Raw genomic sequence first — 17836 nt, 5'->3', positions numbered from 1 at the left:
CTCAACGGCCAGTGGAAATGATCTCCGTTGAGAGAACCTCACTGGCCGGCCCGTTCTCCCCAGGGCTCGGCGCACGAGCCGGCTAACGCGCCACGCGGTAGCGGAGGTAGACGACTCTCGAGCTGAAGGCGCGGGTCTCGACCAGTTCGAGATCCACCCGGCGCTCGTGCTGGGGGAAGAACGGAATGCCGCCGCCGACCAGCACCGGGTAGACCCTGGCCCGGTACTCGTCGATCAGGCCCGACGCGGCCGCCTCGGCGGCGAGAGTCGCACCGCCGATCGCGATGTCGCCGTCCCCCGGCTCGGCTCGCAATCGCTCGATCTCCTCCGCCAGGCCGCCGGAGGCCAGGCGGGCATTGCCCTGCACCGCCGACAGCGTGGTGGAGAACACCACCTTGGGGAGCGCCTTCCAGACCGCGGCAAACTCGAGCGTTGAGAAGTCGAGCGATGGAATCTGGTCGACGGTCTCCCAGTACAGCATCGTCTCGTACAGCCGTCGTCCCAACAGGTGGACACCGGCCTTGCGCACCTCGTCGGTAGCGAAGCGAAAGACCTCCTCGTCGGGCGGCGTCCAGTCGAAGCCGCCGTCCGGCCCGACGACGTAGCCGTCCAGTGAGACGCCCATCGAATACGTCACGCTGCGCATCAGAAGTCCTCCTCGGTAACGGGTTCGACAGTACGACCGCCGGACGCCGCAGAACTCATCGCGACGCGCGGGATCCACTGGGTCGAGTCACCTCACGAGATCATTTCGTTGAGAAAACCTCAGTCAGCAGGCGAATGACACTTGAGTGCTCAGGTGAGCAGCGCAGGGACAGGAAGGGCTGAAGTGCTCACGCTTCTGGGTAGGTGTGTCACTTCTGGGGGCGCAGGCGCTCTTGGTGATCCGAAGAAGTGACCGCCGGGTTCGGGCTGCTCGGTGTTCTGGCGGATGACGGGCGGACGGCCTCCCGGACGGTCGGGGCGGCATAATCCGGGCGTGACTCTCACCGTGCGACAGCTCGCCCTGGCCACTCTGGACCGTCAGCTCCTGCTCGAACGCCGGCGCCTCGATGTGGCGGAGGCGGTCCGCCGGGTCGGCGCTCTGCAGGCGCAGACACCGGCGTCGCCGTACCTGGCGCTGTGGAACCGTGTGCGGGACTTCGCGCCCGAAGATCTCGACGCGGCGTTCGCGGACCGCCGGATCGTCAAGGCGACCCTCATGCGGATCACGTTGCACGCCGTCCACGCCGAGGACTACGCGTACTACCACGCCGCCATGCTGGGCACTCTGCGGGCGTCGCGGCTGCACGACCGCCGCTTCACCTCCACAGGGCTGACCCCCACCGACGCCGACGCGCTGCTGCCGAAGCTTGCCGGGTTCCTGGCGCGGGCCCGCACCGGCGCCGAGGTGGAGGAGGAGGTCACGCGGCGGTTCGGCGAGCACGCGCACCGCGTGTGGTGGGCGCTGCGGACGTACGCGCCGATACATCACGCGCCGACCGGCGGCCCGTGGTCGTTCACCCAGCCGAACGCCTACCTCGCAGCTCCCGGGGCCGCGTCTCGGGACACGGCAGCCGGGGTGCGGCGGCTGTTGCTCGCCCATATACGGGCGTTCGGGCCCGCGTCGGCCCAGGACTTCGCCCGGTTCACCCTGCTGGGGCGCCCAGCGATCACCCGGGCACTGCAGGAGCTCGGCGACCAGGTGGTGCGGGTGGCAGGTCCGGGCCGCGCCGCGCTGTTCGACCTGGCGGACGCCACGGTGCCCGCCGAGGACACCCCGGCGCCGCCGAGGCTGCTGCCGATGTGGGACGGCACGATGCTGGCCCACGCCGTCCCCGGCCGGGTCCTGCCCCAGGAATACCGGCCGTTGGTCGTACGGCGCAACGGCGACATGCTGCCCTGCCTGCTCGTCGACGGGCAGGTCGCCGGAGTGTGGCGCGCGGCTGACGGCGGGCTGGAACTGACCGCCTTCCGCACGCTCACCAAGGCCGAGTGGCACGGTCTGACCGAGGAGGCGGAGAAATTGTCCGCGCTGCTCGCCGACCGTGATCCCGCCGTCTACCGGCGCTACGGACACTGGTGGGACAAGGGGCTTCCCGGTGTCGAGAGCAGGATCGTCAAGGGCTGACCGATCAGAGGAACCCGGTGCGGGGAGCCGTGACCTCGATGGTGTCCTTCACCAGGGCGAGCGCGGCGCCCAGGGGACTCGAGCGTCCCCCGCTCACGATCACGTCGCCGGCATCGGGGCAGCCGAACACCACGGCCTTCTCCGGTCCGACGAGTGCGTGCAGGGGGTCGCCGGGCTCCGTCTCCTCCAGCCGGACACGGACAAGGTGAGGTTCGTCCAGGGAGGCGCTTGCCACGGCCCGCAGGCGGCGCGCCCAGGAGACCGCGTCCAGCGCCGCCCGGGAAGTTCCCTCGTCCACCGGCTCCGCCCGCACCTGTACGGACGCCGGGTCCCATCCCCAGGCCAGCGCTGCCAGCAGCCGCACCTTCGTGGCGGCATCCGCGCCGGACAGGTCGGACGACGGATCCGCCTCCGCGGTGCCACGACGCTGAGCCTCCCGGATCGCCTCACCCAACGAGTCGCCCTCGGCGAGGCGATCGAGGACGAACGTGGCGGTGCCGTTCGGGCAGGCCCGAATCGTCGTGCAGCCCAACCCGCGCAACGAGGTCCTGGCCAGGTCCCCCGCAGGCAGAGCGGCTCCCGTCGCCCCGGAGATCCTGATCATGCTGCCGGCCGCGCGGGCCGCTTCGTCGAGGTCCCGCCAGTGGCTGAGCAGGTGGCTCTTGGTGGCCGTGACCACATGGACCCCTCTGCGCAGGGCGATGAGAGCCTCCTCCGCGGCGTGCAGCCGGAGTTCGGGCGAGGACGGGATCGCTTGGACGAACACGCGGGCAGCGGTCCGGTCGAGCGTCTCCTCCAGCGAGACCGGCGGAGTCCACACCGAGCGGGGCGGCACCGGCTCGCCCTCGCGGAGCCGGCACTGCGCGGAACTCGCCCGTACGGCACCCACGCTCACCCGTACGCCGTGCCGGCGAGCAAGCTCGTCCCCCTGCCGCGCCAGGTACTCGACGAAGGCCCGGCCGACCGGACCGTATCCGGAGAGCACCACATCGGCCCGGCTCACTTCACCCATGCTTCCCTGCTCCTCTTCGACACCCCGTGCGGGAGACCAAGCCTCGCATTCCCCCGTGAGGTCACCGGGGAAGAACCGACCTCGCCGGGCGGCTTGGACCAACTCGGCAGCCATACCGGAGGTGGATGACCTCGGTTTGCTGGAATCCCGCCCCCTCAGCGCCCCCTCAGCGCCGCCTGAGCGCACCGTTGCGGCGCAACCGTCTGATGACGGAGCGGAGTTCCGAGGAAGTGGTGGGCGGGGGGTCTTCGGCGGCGTCAGCGGTGTCGGTGGTCCACAGGGCGAGTTCGCGGTCTCGTGGGCCGTATGCGGTGTGCGGCGTGCCGTTGCCGAACCTCCGCACCGGGTGCCCGGCATCCCAACGTTCCCACCCCGGCTCCCCGTCGGAGACGAACCGCACCCATGCGCCGTGCATCGCGTCGGACAGGGCCTGGGGTGCGCCCTCGCCCGCGAGTTTGCGTGCGTCGGGCTCGTCGCCGCTGTCGAAGACGAAGCCGAGTTCCAGGGCGTGGCAGGCGTCCATGCCGGGGCGGTGGGAGGGCCAGGCGAACTCGTAGACGTAGGAGGGGGCTTCGCGGCCGTCGGCGAGCCGGTGGAGCGGGATGCGCAGGAGGTGGTCGGTGACGAGTTGGCCGACGATCTCGGCGGTGCCGGCGTCCGGGCGCAGGGCGCGGTAGCCGCGCGGGACCTCGCTGCCGCAGTGGCAGCGGGCCATCGCACCGGCCAGGGCGACCGGGCCGAGCCGGTCCACTCGCTCCACGAGCCCGCCCGGTACCAGCCACAGCCGGTACTCGTCGCCGGTCCAGCCGGTGAGCAGGTCGACGCCGGGGGCGGCGCCGCCCTCGGTGAGTGCCTCCAGGGGGCCGCGCGGGACGAGGTCGCCGTCGGTGACGATGCCGAAGGCGGGTCCGCCGAGCACCGGGCTGCTGAGGCGTCCCACCTCGGCCTGGGTGCGCAGCAGCAGGTCGCGGTCGACGGCGGTGAAGGCTTCGGCCGTGGCGGGGACCTTCAGGCGGCCGGCCATGCGGCGCACCACCCGCCGTACCCTGTCGCGGTCGGACGCCTCGGGGGGCCCGCTCTGCAGGATCGCCCGCCGCACCAGGCCCTGGGCCTGCGGGGCGGCTATGAGCGCGCCGGCGCTGATCGCCCCGGCGGACTGGCCGCCGAGGGTGATGCGGCCGGGGTCGCCGCCGAAGGCCGCGATCGACGCGTGGACCCAGCGCAGGGCGGCAAGCTGGTCGCGCAGGCCCAGGTTGGCGGGGGCGTCCGGGAACAGGCCGTAGCCCTCGACGCCGAGCCGGTGGTTGACCGACACGAACACCACGCCGTCGCGGGCGAAGGTCTGCCCGTCGTACACCGGTACCGCCGAGGAACCCCTGGTCAGGGCCCCGCCGTGGAGCCACACCAGCACCGGCAGCCGGACCGGCGGAGCCGGGTCGGGAGTCCACACGTTCAGGTTGAGGCAGTCGTCGCCGGCCACGGACGGGTCGGACAGGTACTGGGCGAAGGCATCGGAATACGGTGGTTTCGGGGCCGTCGGGCCGAAGGCCCCGGCGTCGCGCACTCCGTCCCAGGGCTCCGGCGGGACCGGCGGCCGGAACCGGTGCGGGCCGAAGGGAGGTGCCGCGTACGGAATGCCCCGGAACACGGCGGTCCCGCGCTCCCACCGGCCGCGTACTACCCCGTACGGCGTCCTGACCACGGGGTTCGCCTGGCCTGCCGCCATCTGCGCACCAGCCCTTCGCCACGAGCCACGTCCACGCACCGGCACGGTCCGCCGGTTTCCCGAAGAGCACCACGTCGCTCCTCGGTATTCCTGCGCACGGTGACTCCTCCCCGGCGTGAACGCCGGAGCATCCTCGCAAGAGACAGGTGAAGGTTCTTCCCGCCGGGATGCCCCAGACCTACAGTAGGAAGCGCTTTCTATACGGTGGCCCTCGGCTGGGCCGGAGAGGTGAGGTCCCGATGGTCCGTGCGGGAGGTGCGGGAGGTGCGGGACGGACGAGCGTGGCGGCCGGGCCGACGCTGGCGGTCGTGGCCCGCGAGGCGGGGGTGTCGGTACCGACCGCGTCCAAAGTGGTCAACGGGCGTGAGGACGTCGCCCCGGACACCCGTCGCCGCGTCACGGAGGCCCTGGACCGGCTCGGCTATGTGCGACGGCCCAGGTTCGACGGGGCCAGGGCGCCTCGCATGGTGGACCTCGTGATGGCCTCGCTGGAGAGTTCGGGGTCCGGCGCGGTCCTCCACGGCGCGGAGGAGGCGGCGCACGACGCGGGCCTGGAGATCGTGGTGTCGGCGGCGCTGACCCGCAGCCGGTCCGGGCGCCCCGAGCGGGGCTGGCTGGACAAGCTGGTGACCCGCGGGTCGTCGGGGGTCCTGTTCAATCTGGCCGAGCTGGGCGCGCCCCAGTACGCCTGGCTGGATCAGCACCGCATCCCGTTCGTGATGATCGACCCGGTACTCGAACCCCCGCCGGGCGTCGTGTCGGTGGGCGCGGCGAACTGGCAGGGCGGGGTGACGGCGACCGAGCACCTGCTGTCCCTCGGCCATGAGCGGATCGCCGTCGTCGCGGGCCACCGGCACACCCTGTCCAGCGGTGCCCGCGTCGCCGGCTACCGCTCGGCCCTCGCCACGGCGGGCGTCCGGCACCGCGCGGAGCACGTGTGCCACGCCGGGTTCGACGAGGCCACCGCCCGCCGCCGTACGCACGAACTCCTCGATCTGCCCGAGCCTCCCACGGCCGTCTTCGTCTGCTCCGACCGGATGGCGCTCGGGGTGTACGAGGCCCTGGCCGAGCGGGGCCTGCGCGTGCCGGACGACATGAGCGTGATCGGCTTCGACGACCTCCCCGAGGCCCGCTGGCTCACCCCACCGCTGACGACGGTCCGCCAGCCCTTGTCCGAGATGGCGGCGACGGCCCTGCTCCTCCTGCTCCGCATCATGGACGGCCACCGCCCGGAGAGCACCCGCACCGAGCTGTCCACCCGCCTGGTCGAACGCGCGAGCACGGCACAGCCCCGCGACCCGTAGGCAATGGTCTCGGACGAGATGGCAGGCCGTCACTCACTCCATAGCACACCGGAACACGACCATGGGGCGCATCGCGGCACACTCAACCACCTTTCCGGCAAATCCTGTTATGTCGATCCACATGCCCTTATGTTGCTTGCGTGATGAACGACGCGGCGAGCTCCACGCCAAGTGCGTCGCCGGATACGAGCCCCCGGAGTGACGCCGATCCACCACGTCTCGCGTGGCTGAGGCGCGCGGCCCTGCGGGTTCGCGACGCTTCCGCAGGCGCCCGGGTGCTCACCTTGCTGCTCCTGACCGATCTCATGACCGTTCTGGGAGCGAGTGCCGTCTGGCTGGCGCTCGGTGGAGAACCTGCAGTGGTCGGTGTGGCGGCCGGGGCTCTGCTGGCTTTCGCCGCCGCCATGCTGCCACTCATCGGACGTCCGGGGCCGGACGGGACACCGCCGTTGTGGCCGCCCTTCGTCCTCGCGGTGATTCCGCTGGCCGTACTGGCCGTGGGGCTGCCGGCCTGGGGCACGTGGGCGCTGCTCGAGAACCGTCCCGTGGACGTCACGCATCGTGTCAGGCTCGACTCCGCACCTCCCCTGGTGCACGGCGACACCGTCATCGCCTCCGTGCACACCGACGCCCCGAAGCCTCGACTCATCATCACCTTCGACGTGGCCGCGCACGATCCTGCCGCTCCGGTGTGCACGCCCGGCAGCGAGCTGACCGTGACCTTCGCAGCGGGCGCCGGGAAGAACCAGGTCCGGACCGGAGCCCCCGGCACGGAGTTCACCTTCGCCCTGGGCCGAGGAATGACGGATATCAAGCTGTCCGTCCTGCTCCATGCGGAGCAGGACTGCAAACTGAACCTGTCCGTCACCTCGGCTCAACTGGATGTTTAGGAAAGCCACCCCAGTGACAGCCATGACACGCCCTCCGCATCGCCCGCACTCCCTCCGCTCCTTCGGCCACCGGTGCGTGAGGGTCACGGCAGCCGCCCTGCTGTTCACCGTCGCGGCCTGCGGGTGGACGGCGGACGGGTCGGACGAGGGCTCCTCCCTCACCGGCACCATCTACATCGGCGGCAAGAGCGACCAGCCGGGATTCAACCTCCACAGTGGACACACCGACCGAGGCTTCGAGGTCGACCTGGCCGCCTACCTCGGGAAGCAGATCGGTTTCACACCGAGGTTCCACGACGTGGTGTCCGCCAAGCGGGAGCAGGAACTCGTCGACAAGTCGTCGGCGCTGGTCATCGGCACCTACTCGATCACCCCGAAGCGGGACGAGCAAGTGGACTTCGTAGGGCCCTACTTCGCCACCAAACAGGGCTTCCTGGTCCGCGAGGACTACCAGGACATCAAGGCCGAGCAGGACGTGGCGAACAAGGTGATCTGCACGGTCGAGGGCTCGACGTCGGCCATCGCGGCGCTGCCCGGTGGCACCACACCGCACAGAGAGAGCGACTACTCGACCTGCGTGCGCAAGGTCCAGCAGGGCGATGTCGACGCGGTGTTCACCGATGAGGCACTGCTCTACGGGTTCGTGGAGCAGCAGAAGAACAGCAAGGTGCCGGTCAAGGTCGTTCCCGACGTCTCGTTCGGGAACATCAACAGGTACGGCATCGCGCTGCAGGAGGACCGTCCGGGAGACTGCCACAAGCTGCGGGACGCCCTGCGCGACTACCTCACCGAGGAGTGGGCCAGCGATGTCAAGGCCCAACTGCCCGCGCTGATCGCCGCCTATCCCGGTGACTGGGAGAACCGCTTCCGCCCCGACCCTCAGGACGTGAACACGTACTCCTCTTGCAAGCAGTGATCACCGGGCAGCCCAGGTGATGCCGCCGAGCAGGCGGGTGCGGAAGTCGCACCCCTCGCCGTTGGACTCCCGGACGGGCTCATCGACCGCTGGGGCCGGGTCACCCCTGGAGGAATTCGAGGTGAAAGTACGCAGCGGCCTGCCACCGATCGTGACAGCCCGGACGGCGCGCGGGATCGCGGGGCGTCCGGGGCTGTCCGATTCCTTCAAGACCGGGGGCCGGAACGTACCTACGGTGGCCCCATGAGTGCACGATTTGATGCCATCGGGTTGGTCGTCTCCGACATGGGCGCCTCGGTCGCCTTCTATCGGCGGCTCGGGTTCGCGTTTCCCGAGGGGGCCGAGAAGCAGGGGCACGTCGAGGCGGAACTGCCGGGCGGTCTGCGGTTGTTGATGGACACCGAGGAAGTTGTCCGGTCGTTCCACGCGGAGTGGGAGCCGCCTTCGGGCGGGGGGCGGACCTCGCTCGCCCTGCGGTGCGACAGTCCCGCCGAAGTGGACTCCATTCACGAGGAGTTGGTGGCGAGCGGCTGCCGGAGCGAGCTCAAGCCGTGGGACGCGGTGTGGGGGCAGCGGTACGCCACCGTACTCGATCCGGACGGCAACGGGGTCGATCTGTTCGCGCCGCTGGACGGATGATCCCGGGGTGGACACCGGGGCCGCAGCCGGCCGACCCCTGGCCCCACCCACTGCCGCCGCCATCTCGTCCCGGCAGCACCCGCAGGCCGTAGCGCGTTCACGAAGACGTCGGAAGTGCGGTACGGACACGCGGGTTTCACCTCGCATCCACCTCATGATTGACGCACCATCATATCCCCCCCACCTTGATCACCATAAAATGATCAAGGAAACGGCAAGGCCGTCCGCGCACCCGCTCCACGGATCGGGGCACGGAACGGCATGAATTGTCATGACCATGGGAGGAATCAATGAAGTTCGGACTCGACAAAAGACGCGTGGGTGCCGTCGTCGGTCTTGCGGCAGCGACCGTACTGGCGTCCAGCGCCAACGCCTGGGCCAACTGGCAGAGTTACATCGTGTCCTGGACCGACGGCAACAAGTCCAGCTCCTGGGATGACGAGAGCTACACCGAGGTTCGTTTCAAGAACTGCTTTGCCCAGTACTCGACCAACGACAAGGTCGTCGTCAAGGTGCAGCGCTACATAGCAGGTGTGCCGTACACCAGCTATGGCACGCACACCTTCACCAACTGCTTCACCGGCACCAACAAGGTGAGCGCCGGCGAGTGGACCGGTCTTGCCTCGGGCTCCTACAAGTTCGAGACCACTCAGGTCGCCCAGGGCAACAGCTGCTGCCTCCTCAACGTCGGCGTGGTCTACGTGGACACCACCAAGGCCGACAGCTGAGCGCGACCGTCATCGATCGGGCAGAGCTCCCCCGGGAGCTCTGCCCTCGTCACCCCCCTCACTCCAAGGTCCGCACTTGAGACTCCGCACCTCCCTGCGCAGCAGCAGCGCCCTGTGGGCTCTGCCCTTCGTCATCGCGCTCACCGTCCTGTACTACGTGATCTTCACGCGTGTCGTCATCGGCGACAGCACCTACGGCTATGCGCCGGCACTGGTCAGCAGCGCCCTGCGGCCGATCTACGCATTCACCTACGCGACGGCGGCGTGCCTCGGCGCATGGGAGGCCGGCCGACTGCGGCAGGCGGCTGTATGGGACCTGGCCCCCGCGCGCTCCCGCTTCCGGATCGCCGCGCTGGCACTCGTCCCTGTACTGGGCATCGTGTGGCTGATGCTGCTGCTCCCCGTCACTGTCGCACTCGTACGCAATGCCTCGCTGCCCACCGCGGCGAGCCTGGCCCCCCTCGCCATGGGCCTGTCCGTGAGCGCGGCCTACACGGTGATCGGATTCGCGGTGGGGCAGTTGCTGCGGCCACTGTTCGCCGCGCCGCTGACCGCCCTCGGCGTCTACCTGCTGGTCGGGTTCTCCGCCTCCACCGACAGCTTCTGGGTCCGGCACATCCTCGGCCAGTACCCGGAGATGATGACGTACGGGGAGCAGATCGTGCTCAGCACGCTGATTCCCCATCTCCTGCCCGCCTGCGGTGTGGCGCTGGCGCTGGCGCTGCTCTGGGTCTCGTGGGGGCACTGGACACTGCGATCACTCGTGGCCTGTGTCCTGGTGGCGGCGACCACGGGCAGTGCCTACAACTGGGTGAAGGACTGGAACTACAACCCGCCCATCTCCGCCGGCAACGTGACCTGGAGCTGCCAGGGCGAGTCGCCGAAGGTGTGCATGCCCGCCGACACCGCGAGCAGACTGCCGGCGGTCAGACGTGACGTGACGGCCGCTCTCACAGCCCTGGAGTCGGCAGACATCATCGCCGCGCCCCGCACCGTCGTCGACAGCATCGCCGACGGCCGTTACGGCCGCCGTTCCACCGACAGCACCTGGCGGATCCCCCTGACGGAGGGTGCGGACCACGGAAGGATCACCTACCTCATCACGCGCGCCGCCGTCCGCTATCCCTGCGCGGAACCCGACACCACGATCGCCAGGCAGGTCTACTACTGGGCCGCGACGAAGACCGGCACGGAGGACGCCTACATACAACGCCTGGAAACCGAGGGTGACTTCACCAGCGACAAGAAAAAGCAGTTGCAGAGCCAGGTCGGCGAGGTCCTCGCCCTGGGCAGGACCGTCCAGAACGACTGGTACGAACAAAACCTCGCGGCGGCCTGCGCGGGGCAGGCATGATCTGGTGGTTCAAGGCGAGGCAGGCCCACGTCTGTCTGCCCCTCGCCGTGCTCGCGCTGCTCGTCCTGGTCATGACTGTTCAGGACCTGCACATCGTCCTGCCCAGCTTCAGTCTGACCGGTGAGAACAAGCTGCCCCTCATGCTGTTCGTGCCGATACCGCTGCTGGCTGGTCTGATGATGTGTCTGGAGTCCAGGCTCCTGGCCGCCGAGCTGACCGGAGCGCGCAGGATCGCTGTCCTCGACCTCACCCTCAGCGTCGGCACCGTGGCCGTGGCACAGGTCGCCGGAGCGGCCGTCGGCCACTGGTACGACACAGTGCATCCCGAACAGCTCGGCCGCAACACGGCCTTCCTCGTCGGCCTGATGCTGTGCGGCCGGGCCCTGTGGGGCCAGCCTGCAGCCATGCTCCCCGTCCTGTGGGCCGCGGCCGTCACCATGGTCGGTTTCCGGAGTCCCCAGGACCCGTACCCCTGGACCGTCATCCCCGAAGCCTCCGGCACCTGGTACGCCACGACCGGTGCCGCTCTGCTGTTCCTCGTCGGCCTTGCCGCCCAGTTCTTCACCGCACGGAGAGTGTCATGACCCTGGAGCTGGTCTCCTGCACCTACGGCTACGGCCGCCGCAGGCCCCCCATCCTGAAAGACTTCAGCTACCGCCTGCCGGACGGCCTGACCGTCCTACTCGGCCCCAACGGAGCAGGCAAATCGACGCTGCTGAAGCTGGCAGCGTCGGTGACACGGCCCCGCAGGGGCACGGTGACCTTCGACGGACTGGACGCGGGCAGCACGCAGTACCGGCAGGCCGTGGCCTGGATGCCGCAGAACATCACCCCCATGCGCTCGCTCACCGCCCGCGAGTACGTCGCCTACGTCGGCTGGCTCAAGGGCATGAACCGGCGCGATGCCTGGGAGCAAGCGCCGCAGGCCCTCGCCAGGGTCGAACTGTCCGGTCAGGCCGATACGAGGACGAGCCGGCTCTCCGGGGGACAGCTGCGCCGGGTCGGCGTCGCCTGCGCCCTCGTCCACGGAGCCCGCGTCCTGCTCCTGGACGAGCCGACCGCGGGCATGGACCCGCGCCAACGCCGCGTCTTCCGGGACATCCTCGCCGAACTCACGCCGACGGTCAGGGTGCTGATGTCCACTCACGACGTCGCCGACCTCGCCGAGGAGGCGGACCAGGTCACCGTGCTGTACGGGGGCCGCATCGTGCACACCGGCGAGACCCGGGACTTCCTGGCCCACACCCCGCCCGACGCCGTTCCCGGCCGCGCTGCCGAGGCCGCCTACACCGCGATCCTGGAAGGCGACCTGGTACCCCGATTCGATGGATGAGCATGCGATGTCAAGGCCGTCCTGTGCGGCCTCTTCGTGTGTGCGGCGGCAATCAGTGCCTGCCCTAACTGCTAGCGGCGAGTAGTTCGCCCAGCGGCAGGCCCGTCAAGTCCCGTACCTCTCGGGTCAGATGGGCCTGGTCCGCGTAGCCGGTGCGGGTGGCCGTCTCCGCGTACGGGGTGCCCTTGCGGGCGAGGGCTCGGTGGAGGCGGAGGATGCGGGCCAGGGTCTTGGGGCCGTAGCCGAAGGCCGTCAAGGAGCGGCGGTGCAACTGGCGTGCGCTCAGGCCGAGTTCGTCGGCGGTCCCGGCGACCGGGCGGCCCGCGTCCAGGGCGGCCACGACACGTCGCAGTACCGGGTCGGGTGGGGTGGCGGCCTCGGCGGCCCGGCGCAGGGCCAGGTCCTCCAGGCCGCGTGCCGGGTCGGCCGCCGCGTTCACCCGGGCGGTCGCCCGGCGTACCTCCGCCGCCGGCCAGAGGTCCGTCAGGTCCGGCCGCCGGTCGCGCAGTTCGTGCGCGGGGACGCCCAGCAGGGCGGGGGCGGTCCCGGGGTGGAAGCGGATGCCCGCCCAGGGACTCGACGCGCTGCCCTCGGTGAGGTGGGCGTGGGTGTCGGGGCCCGCGACCAGCAGGCGTCCGTCGTGCCAGAGCAGGTCCATGCAGCCGTCGGGGAGCACCCGGCCCGCTCCGGTACCGGTCGGGGTGTTGGTCCACACGACCGCGTCCGGCAGCCGTGACGCCCGTTCGCTGTACACGTCGCCCAGGCTACGCGGCCCGGGTCCGCCACTCCTGCGGGCTGACGCCGTACGCCCGTTTGAAGGCCGTCGACAGGGCGAAGGCGCTGCCGTAGCCGACGTGGCGGGCGATCGCGCCGAGGGTGTCGTCCGTGTCGCGGAGGCGGTCCGCGGCGAGGGCGAGGCGCCAGCCGGTGAGGTACGTCATCGGGGGTTCGCCCACCCGTTCCGTGAAGCGGCGGGCCAGGGCGGCGCGCGAGACGCCGGCCTTCGCGGCGAGCGCGGCGACCGTCCAGGGGTGGGCGGGGTCGTCCTGGACCAGGCGCAGCACCGGGCCGACGACGGGGTCCCCCAGCGCCTCGTACCAGGCGGGCGGTGCCGCCTCGGGGCGGGCGAACCAGGCCCGCAGCGCGGCGATGACCAGCAGGTCGAGCAGCCGGTCGAGGACGACCTCCTGGCCGGGTGCGTCCCGCACGATCTCCGCCACGAGGACCGGGGTGAGCGGGCAGTCCCAGTCGTCGGCGGTGAGGAGGAGCAGGGGCGGCAGCGCGTCGAGCAGGCGGCCGCCGATCTCGCCCCGCATCCGGTAGGTGCCGATGAGCATGACCGTGGCACCGTCGGTGCTGTCGCCCCAGGTGCGGACGCCGAGGTCCATGACACCGTTCAGGGGGCGTCCGTCGGGGTAGTGGCACTCCCCGCCCGGCAGGATCAGCGCCTGCGGCGGGGTGCTGGGGTCGTCGGCGCAGGTGTACGGGTCGGGGCCGCGCGCGAGGGCGAGGTCTCCGGGGCGCAGCAGCCGCCGGTCGCCGCTGTCCGGCACCAGCCATGCCTCGCCGCGGACGAGGAGCATCACGGTCAGCGGGGCGCGATCCTCGATCCGGACCGACCAGGGCGGGTCGAAACAGGCCCGGATCATGAACGCACCACGGGCGCGGGGGCCTTCCAGCAGGCCGGTGAGAGCGTCCATGAGGCCAGCGTAGACGCGGGGCGGGCCGTGCCCCGGCCCGCTTACTTCTCGTCGTCCGGTGGTCCCGTCGACTCCGTACGGGAAGTGCGAGTGTGGCGGCCGGGCCGACGCCGGCGGTCGTGGCCCGCGCGACAGGAGTGGCGGTGCCGGCCGCGCCCCACCACGCCACACGCGTCCGCCACTTCCGTGGGCCGACCCCCGCGCGCCCGCTCGACGTCCCGCACCGGTCAGGCGGTTGCTGCGGGGCCGTCCCCGCCCGCCACGCACCCGTTGCCGTCCCGCTGGGGGAGGTGGAGGGTCGCCGTGCCGGTGACGGCCGGGCTCACCGGATCGCCGGGCCGGTGAGCGACCGGCCCGGGAACACGGACGTGCACCGGTGAGTCCAGTCCGGTCACCGCCACCGTCACCAGGGTGTCCGGTCCGTGGAAGGAGACGTCCGCCACCGTGCCGTGGGGAGCCCGGCCGGACGGTGCACCGAGGGTGAGCTGTTCGGGGCGCAGCACGACCGTTCCGGCAGCGCCGTCCACCGGGGTCTCCAACGGGATGCGGCCCAGGGCGGTGTCCGCGGTCGTGCCCCTGCCGGTGCCCGGAAGCATGACGACGCCACCGACGAAAGCAGCCACCCAGGGGTCGTCCGGCCTGCGGTAGACGTCCTGCGGAGTTCCGCACTGGGCCACTCTGCCCGCCCTGACGACCGCCACGAGGTCTGCCGTGGAGAGTGCCTCCTGCTGGTCGTGGGTGATGAGGACGCCCGTCGCCCCGGTGGACCTGAGCGCCGCGCGTACATCAGCCCGTACGCCTGCTCGCAGTCCGCTGTCGAGCGCGTTGAACGGTTCGTCGAGCAGGACGATCGCGGGTTCCGGGGCGAGCGCCCGCGCCAGCGAGACGCGTTGCTGCTGGCCGCCGGACAGTTCGTGGGGCATCCGGTCCCCGTAGCCGTGCAGGCCGACGAGATCGAGCATGTCCCCGGTGCGCCGACGGCGTTCGGCCGGGGAGGAGCCCGCCAGCCCGAACGCGACATTGCGCGCCACGCTCAGGTGCGGGAACAAGGCACCCTCCTGCGGCACGATGCCGATACGCCGTCGTTCCGGGGACAGGTGGGTGCCGGGTCCGGTGACGATCCGCCCGCCGATCTCGACCGTCCCCGCGTCCGCCCGCAGAAAGCCTGCCACGATGCGCAGCATGGTCGTCTTGCCGCAGCCCGAAGGCCCGAGGACGGCGGCCAGCCGCCCTGCGGGGACGGAGAGGTCGATCCCGTTCAGGACGGGGGCGCCGGGTCCGTAGGACTTGGTGAGCCCGGTGATCCGCAGGTCGGTCATGCGCGGTGCCTTCCGAGGAGGTACGAGGGAACGGCGGCGATCAGGATGAGGACGGCCGCGTACGGAGCGGCGGCGGCGTACGAGCCGGTTCCGGTCTCGGTCCACAGACGGGTCGCGAGGGTGTCCATACCGGTGGGCCGAAGCAGCAGGGTCGCCGGGAGTTCCTTCATGCAGACCACGAAGGTCAGGGCGGCGCCCGCGGCGATACCGGGAGCGGCGAGCGGAACCGTGACCTCACGCAGGACGCCCAGAGGCCCTCGTCCGAGAGAACGCGCGACGTCCTCCAGCACGGGCGGTGACTGAAGGACCGCTGCCCGGGTGGCGCCCACGGCGATCGGTAGGAACAGCACCGCGTAGGCGGCGACGAGCAGGGGCAGCTCCTGGTACAGCGGATAGGCGAACCGCACCGCGAGGAAGACCATCGCAAGGCCCACGGTGATCCCGGGCACGGCATGGCCCGCGTACGCGGCCTGCTCCAGCAGATGCGCGGCGCGGCCCCGATGGCGGGCGGCGAGCACGCCGACGGGAAGCGCCAGACACGTGGTGAGCGCGGCGCCGAGGGCCGCCACGAGCAGCGTGATCCCCCCGGTCTCCAGCAGCCCCCGCGGATCCCAGGTACGGGAGTTGCCGACCGCCAGCCAGTACCCGAGGGTCCCGGCCGGGAAGGCGACCCCGGCCGCGGCGACGGCCGAGCACCAGCCGAGTGCGGGCCACTTCAGTCGGCCGAGCGGGGCCGGGGACGCGGGCCTGGCCGTGCCACCGCCGGTCCGGGCATGGCCCGCACGGCCGCGGGTGCGCGCCTCGGCGGCGACCAGCAGCACGGTCATCAGGACGAGCACCACGCTGAGGGCGGCTGCGGGCGTACGGTCGAAACTCGCCTTGTACGACGTGTGGATGGCCCGGGTGAAGGTCTCGTAGCGCATGATCGACACGGCCCCGAAATCGGAGAGGACGTACAGCGCCACGAGCAGCCCGCCACCGGCCGCGGCCGGGCGGAGCTGCGGCAGGGTGACCCGACGGAACGTGCTCCAGGGCCCGTGGCCCAGGGCGCGCGCCGCTTCCTCCTGTGCGGGGTCGATACCGCGCAGCGCGGCAGCCACCGGCAGATACACGTACGGGTAGCTGACCAGGGTGAGCGCGAAGGCGGCCCCGCTGAATCCGGCGAGGTCGGGGCGCGCCGAGATCCAGGCGAAGGCCGCGACATAGCTGGGCACGGCGAGCGGCAGCGTGGCGAGCACCGACCACGCGCGCCGGCCGGGCAGCGCGGTGCGGACGGTCAGCCAGGCGAGGGAGACGCCCAGGACGAGGCAGGCGGCCACCACCACGGCGGCCAGACCGACGCTCCGGGCGAGCAGTTCCAGTGTGCGGTCGGTCGCGACGACGTTCCACGCGTACCCGGGACCTCGCTCCATGGCCCGTACGGCCAGGTAGACCAGCGGGAGCAGGGCCAGGGCCGCGGCTGCCGAAGCCAGGGCCAGCAGGAGGAGCGGCGGTCTGCGCCCGGCACGTCCGGGCCTGGACGGTGCGGGGGCGTCGTCCGGGCCCGGAGCGGAACGGGCGGGTGCCGGCGGGGCCTGGTGGCCTCGGGTACCCGAACTCTTCATACCGATCAGACCATCCCGGCTTCCTGGAGCATCTCCAGCGTCACCTGGAGGGACTCCAGCCGGCTCAGGTCGATCTCCGGCGCGTCGATGGACTCGAGCGGCGGAAGGTCGTCCTGGCTGGTGACTCCGGCGGCCAGCGGGTACTCGTGGGTCTCGTCGGCGAAGTAGGTCTGTGCCTCCTTCGCCAGGAAGAAGTCGACGGCCTTCTGCGCCACGGCGCTCTGGTCGCTGCCCTTGATGACCCCGACGCCCGCGACGTTGACGAGCGCGCCCGGGTCGCCCTTGGTCGGGAAGTGCAGCTTGGCCTTGAGTTTGTCCGCGCCCGCCTCGGCGGCCTTCTCGTACCAGTAGTAGTGGTTGATCAGACCGAGTTCGGCCTTGCCGTCGTCGACGGCGTCGAGGACCGCGCCGTTCTTCTCGTACACCTGAGGGTCGTTGGCCTGGAAGTCCTTCAGCCACTTGCGCGTGGCGTCGTCTCCCTCGAGGACCCGCATGCCGGTCACGAACGCCTGGAACGAGGCGTTGGTGGGCGCGTAGCCGACCTTCCCCTTCCATTCCGGCTTGGTCAGTTCGTGCACGCTGTCCGGTGCCTCGGCGACCTTGTCGCCGTGGTAGGCGATGACACGGACCCGCCCCGACACACCGACCCAGTCGCCGTTCTCCGCGCGGAACGCCTTGTCGACGGCGTCGAGGGACTTCTGCGGCAGCGCCGCGAGACGGCCCTCCTTGCCCAGGGCGCCGAGTGCGCCGGCGTCCTGCGAGAAGAAGAGGTCCGCGTCGGTCCTGTCACCCTCTTCGAGAAGCTGGGCGGCGAGTTCGGCACTGTCCCCGTAACGCACCTCGGCCTTGGCGCCGGTGGCCTTCTCCAGTTTCTCGATGAGCGGCGCGACGAGTTCCTCACTGCGGCCGGAGTAGACGACGAGCGTCCCTCCCTCGTTCTTCCCCCCGGCCTCGGTACCGGAGCCGGTTTCCCTGCCGTCCGAACCGCAGGCGGCCATCAGGGGGACGAGCAGGGCTGAGGCGGCGAGGGCCCCCACCGTGCGGAGGGAGGGATGTCTCATGTCGAAGCCTTTCCAAAGCATGGGTCATGATTATTTAAGGTTAGGCTTGCCTAATGAGGCAACTCTGTCCCGCTCTCCGTAACCGAACTGGGATCTGGTGCGTCCTGGTGGGATTTGTGAGAGCGGAGTCGTCTCCACCG

The 17836-nt window shown here is 70.9% G+C and carries 17 protein-coding genes; 9 read left to right on the top strand and 8 right to left on the bottom strand.

Features of this window, described 5'->3' with window-relative positions:
- Positions 1-82: 82 nt before the first annotated feature.
- Positions 83-646, bottom strand: coding sequence for a dihydrofolate reductase family protein (locus ACFPZI_RS26590; RefSeq protein ID WP_381367803.1), 564 nt, complete (start codon positions 644-646; stop codon positions 83-85).
- A gap of 333 nt (positions 647-979) precedes the next feature.
- Between ACFPZI_RS26590 and ACFPZI_RS26585 the strand changes: the two genes are divergently transcribed.
- On the top strand, positions 980-2110 hold the full coding sequence (locus ACFPZI_RS26585; protein WP_381367800.1) for a winged helix DNA-binding domain-containing protein: 1131 nt from the start codon (positions 980-982) through the stop codon (positions 2108-2110).
- A gap of 4 nt (positions 2111-2114) precedes the next feature.
- Here the strand turns inward: ACFPZI_RS26585 and ACFPZI_RS26580 are convergent, their stop codons facing one another.
- Positions 2115-3122 (bottom strand): homoserine dehydrogenase, encoded by a 1008-nt coding sequence (locus ACFPZI_RS26580; protein ID WP_381367797.1) that lies wholly within the window; start codon positions 3120-3122, stop codon positions 2115-2117.
- A gap of 166 nt (positions 3123-3288) precedes the next feature.
- On the bottom strand, positions 3289-4848 hold the full coding sequence (locus ACFPZI_RS26575) for a carboxylesterase/lipase family protein (RefSeq protein WP_381367794.1): 1560 nt from the start codon (positions 4846-4848) through the stop codon (positions 3289-3291).
- 239 nt (positions 4849-5087) lie between these two features.
- Here ACFPZI_RS26575 and ACFPZI_RS26570 point away from each other — a divergent pair, with 239 nt between their 5' ends.
- From ACFPZI_RS26570 to ACFPZI_RS26535, 8 genes are all read left to right on the top strand, one after another.
- Positions 5088-6152 carry a LacI family DNA-binding transcriptional regulator gene (locus tag ACFPZI_RS26570; RefSeq protein WP_381367792.1) on the top strand — a complete coding sequence of 355 codons (1065 nt, stop codon included), beginning with the start codon at positions 5088-5090 and terminating at the stop codon, positions 6150-6152.
- Positions 6153-6436: 284 nt separating this feature from the next.
- Complete coding sequence (locus ACFPZI_RS26565; protein WP_381367789.1) at positions 6437-7042, top strand: hypothetical protein; 606 nt, start codon at positions 6437-6439, stop codon at positions 7040-7042.
- 76 nt (positions 7043-7118) lie between these two features.
- Positions 7119-7958 (top strand): transporter substrate-binding domain-containing protein, encoded by an 840-nt coding sequence (locus ACFPZI_RS26560; protein ID WP_381367786.1) that lies wholly within the window; start codon positions 7119-7121, stop codon positions 7956-7958.
- Positions 7959-8201: 243 nt separating this feature from the next.
- Complete coding sequence (locus ACFPZI_RS26555; RefSeq protein WP_381367783.1) at positions 8202-8597, top strand: VOC family protein; 396 nt, start codon at positions 8202-8204, stop codon at positions 8595-8597.
- Between the two features lie 290 nt (positions 8598-8887).
- Positions 8888-9325, top strand: a complete 438-nt coding sequence (locus ACFPZI_RS26550; RefSeq protein WP_381367780.1) for a hypothetical protein — start codon at positions 8888-8890, stop codon at positions 9323-9325.
- 76 nt (positions 9326-9401) lie between these two features.
- Positions 9402-10679 carry a DUF7224 domain-containing protein gene (locus tag ACFPZI_RS26545; protein WP_381367777.1) on the top strand — a complete coding sequence of 426 codons (1278 nt, stop codon included), beginning with the start codon at positions 9402-9404 and terminating at the stop codon, positions 10677-10679.
- Positions 10676-11263, top strand: a complete 588-nt coding sequence (locus tag ACFPZI_RS26540) for a hypothetical protein (protein WP_381367775.1) — start codon at positions 10676-10678, stop codon at positions 11261-11263. The genes ACFPZI_RS26545 and ACFPZI_RS26540 overlap by 4 nt, the downstream gene beginning before the upstream one ends.
- Positions 11260-12012: an ATP-binding cassette domain-containing protein gene (locus ACFPZI_RS26535; RefSeq protein WP_381367772.1), complete on the top strand. Its 753-nt coding sequence runs from the start codon at positions 11260-11262 to the stop codon at positions 12010-12012. The genes ACFPZI_RS26540 and ACFPZI_RS26535 overlap by 4 nt, the downstream gene beginning before the upstream one ends.
- Positions 12013-12076: 64 nt before the next feature.
- Here the strand turns inward: ACFPZI_RS26535 and ACFPZI_RS26530 are convergent, their stop codons facing one another.
- The 5 genes from ACFPZI_RS26530 to ACFPZI_RS26510 form a co-directional block, all read right to left on the bottom strand.
- Positions 12077-12766 (bottom strand): helix-turn-helix domain-containing protein, encoded by a 690-nt coding sequence (locus ACFPZI_RS26530; protein ID WP_381367769.1) that lies wholly within the window; start codon positions 12764-12766, stop codon positions 12077-12079.
- Between the two features lie 10 nt (positions 12767-12776).
- The gene (locus tag ACFPZI_RS26525; RefSeq protein WP_381367766.1) at positions 12777-13712 is read right to left on the bottom strand and encodes an AraC family transcriptional regulator; all 936 of its coding nucleotides are present in this window, start codon (positions 13710-13712) and stop codon (positions 12777-12779) included.
- A gap of 227 nt (positions 13713-13939) precedes the next feature.
- Positions 13940-15031, bottom strand: a complete 1092-nt coding sequence (locus tag ACFPZI_RS26520) for an ABC transporter ATP-binding protein (protein WP_381367763.1) — start codon at positions 15029-15031, stop codon at positions 13940-13942.
- Positions 15028-16635 carry an ABC transporter permease gene (locus tag ACFPZI_RS26515; RefSeq protein WP_381367761.1) on the bottom strand — a complete coding sequence of 536 codons (1608 nt, stop codon included), beginning with the start codon at positions 16633-16635 and terminating at the stop codon, positions 15028-15030. The genes ACFPZI_RS26520 and ACFPZI_RS26515 overlap by 4 nt, the downstream gene beginning before the upstream one ends.
- A gap of 5 nt (positions 16636-16640) precedes the next feature.
- Positions 16641-17696, bottom strand: a complete 1056-nt coding sequence (locus ACFPZI_RS26510; protein WP_381367758.1) for an iron ABC transporter substrate-binding protein — start codon at positions 17694-17696, stop codon at positions 16641-16643.
- Between the last annotated feature and the right edge of the window lie 140 nt (positions 17697-17836).

Source organism: Streptomyces chlorus (assembly GCF_042655885.1).
GTDB lineage: Bacteria > Actinomycetota > Actinomycetes > Streptomycetales > Streptomycetaceae > Streptomyces > Streptomyces chlorus.
This window is presented reverse-complemented; position numbering and strand designations above follow the sequence as displayed.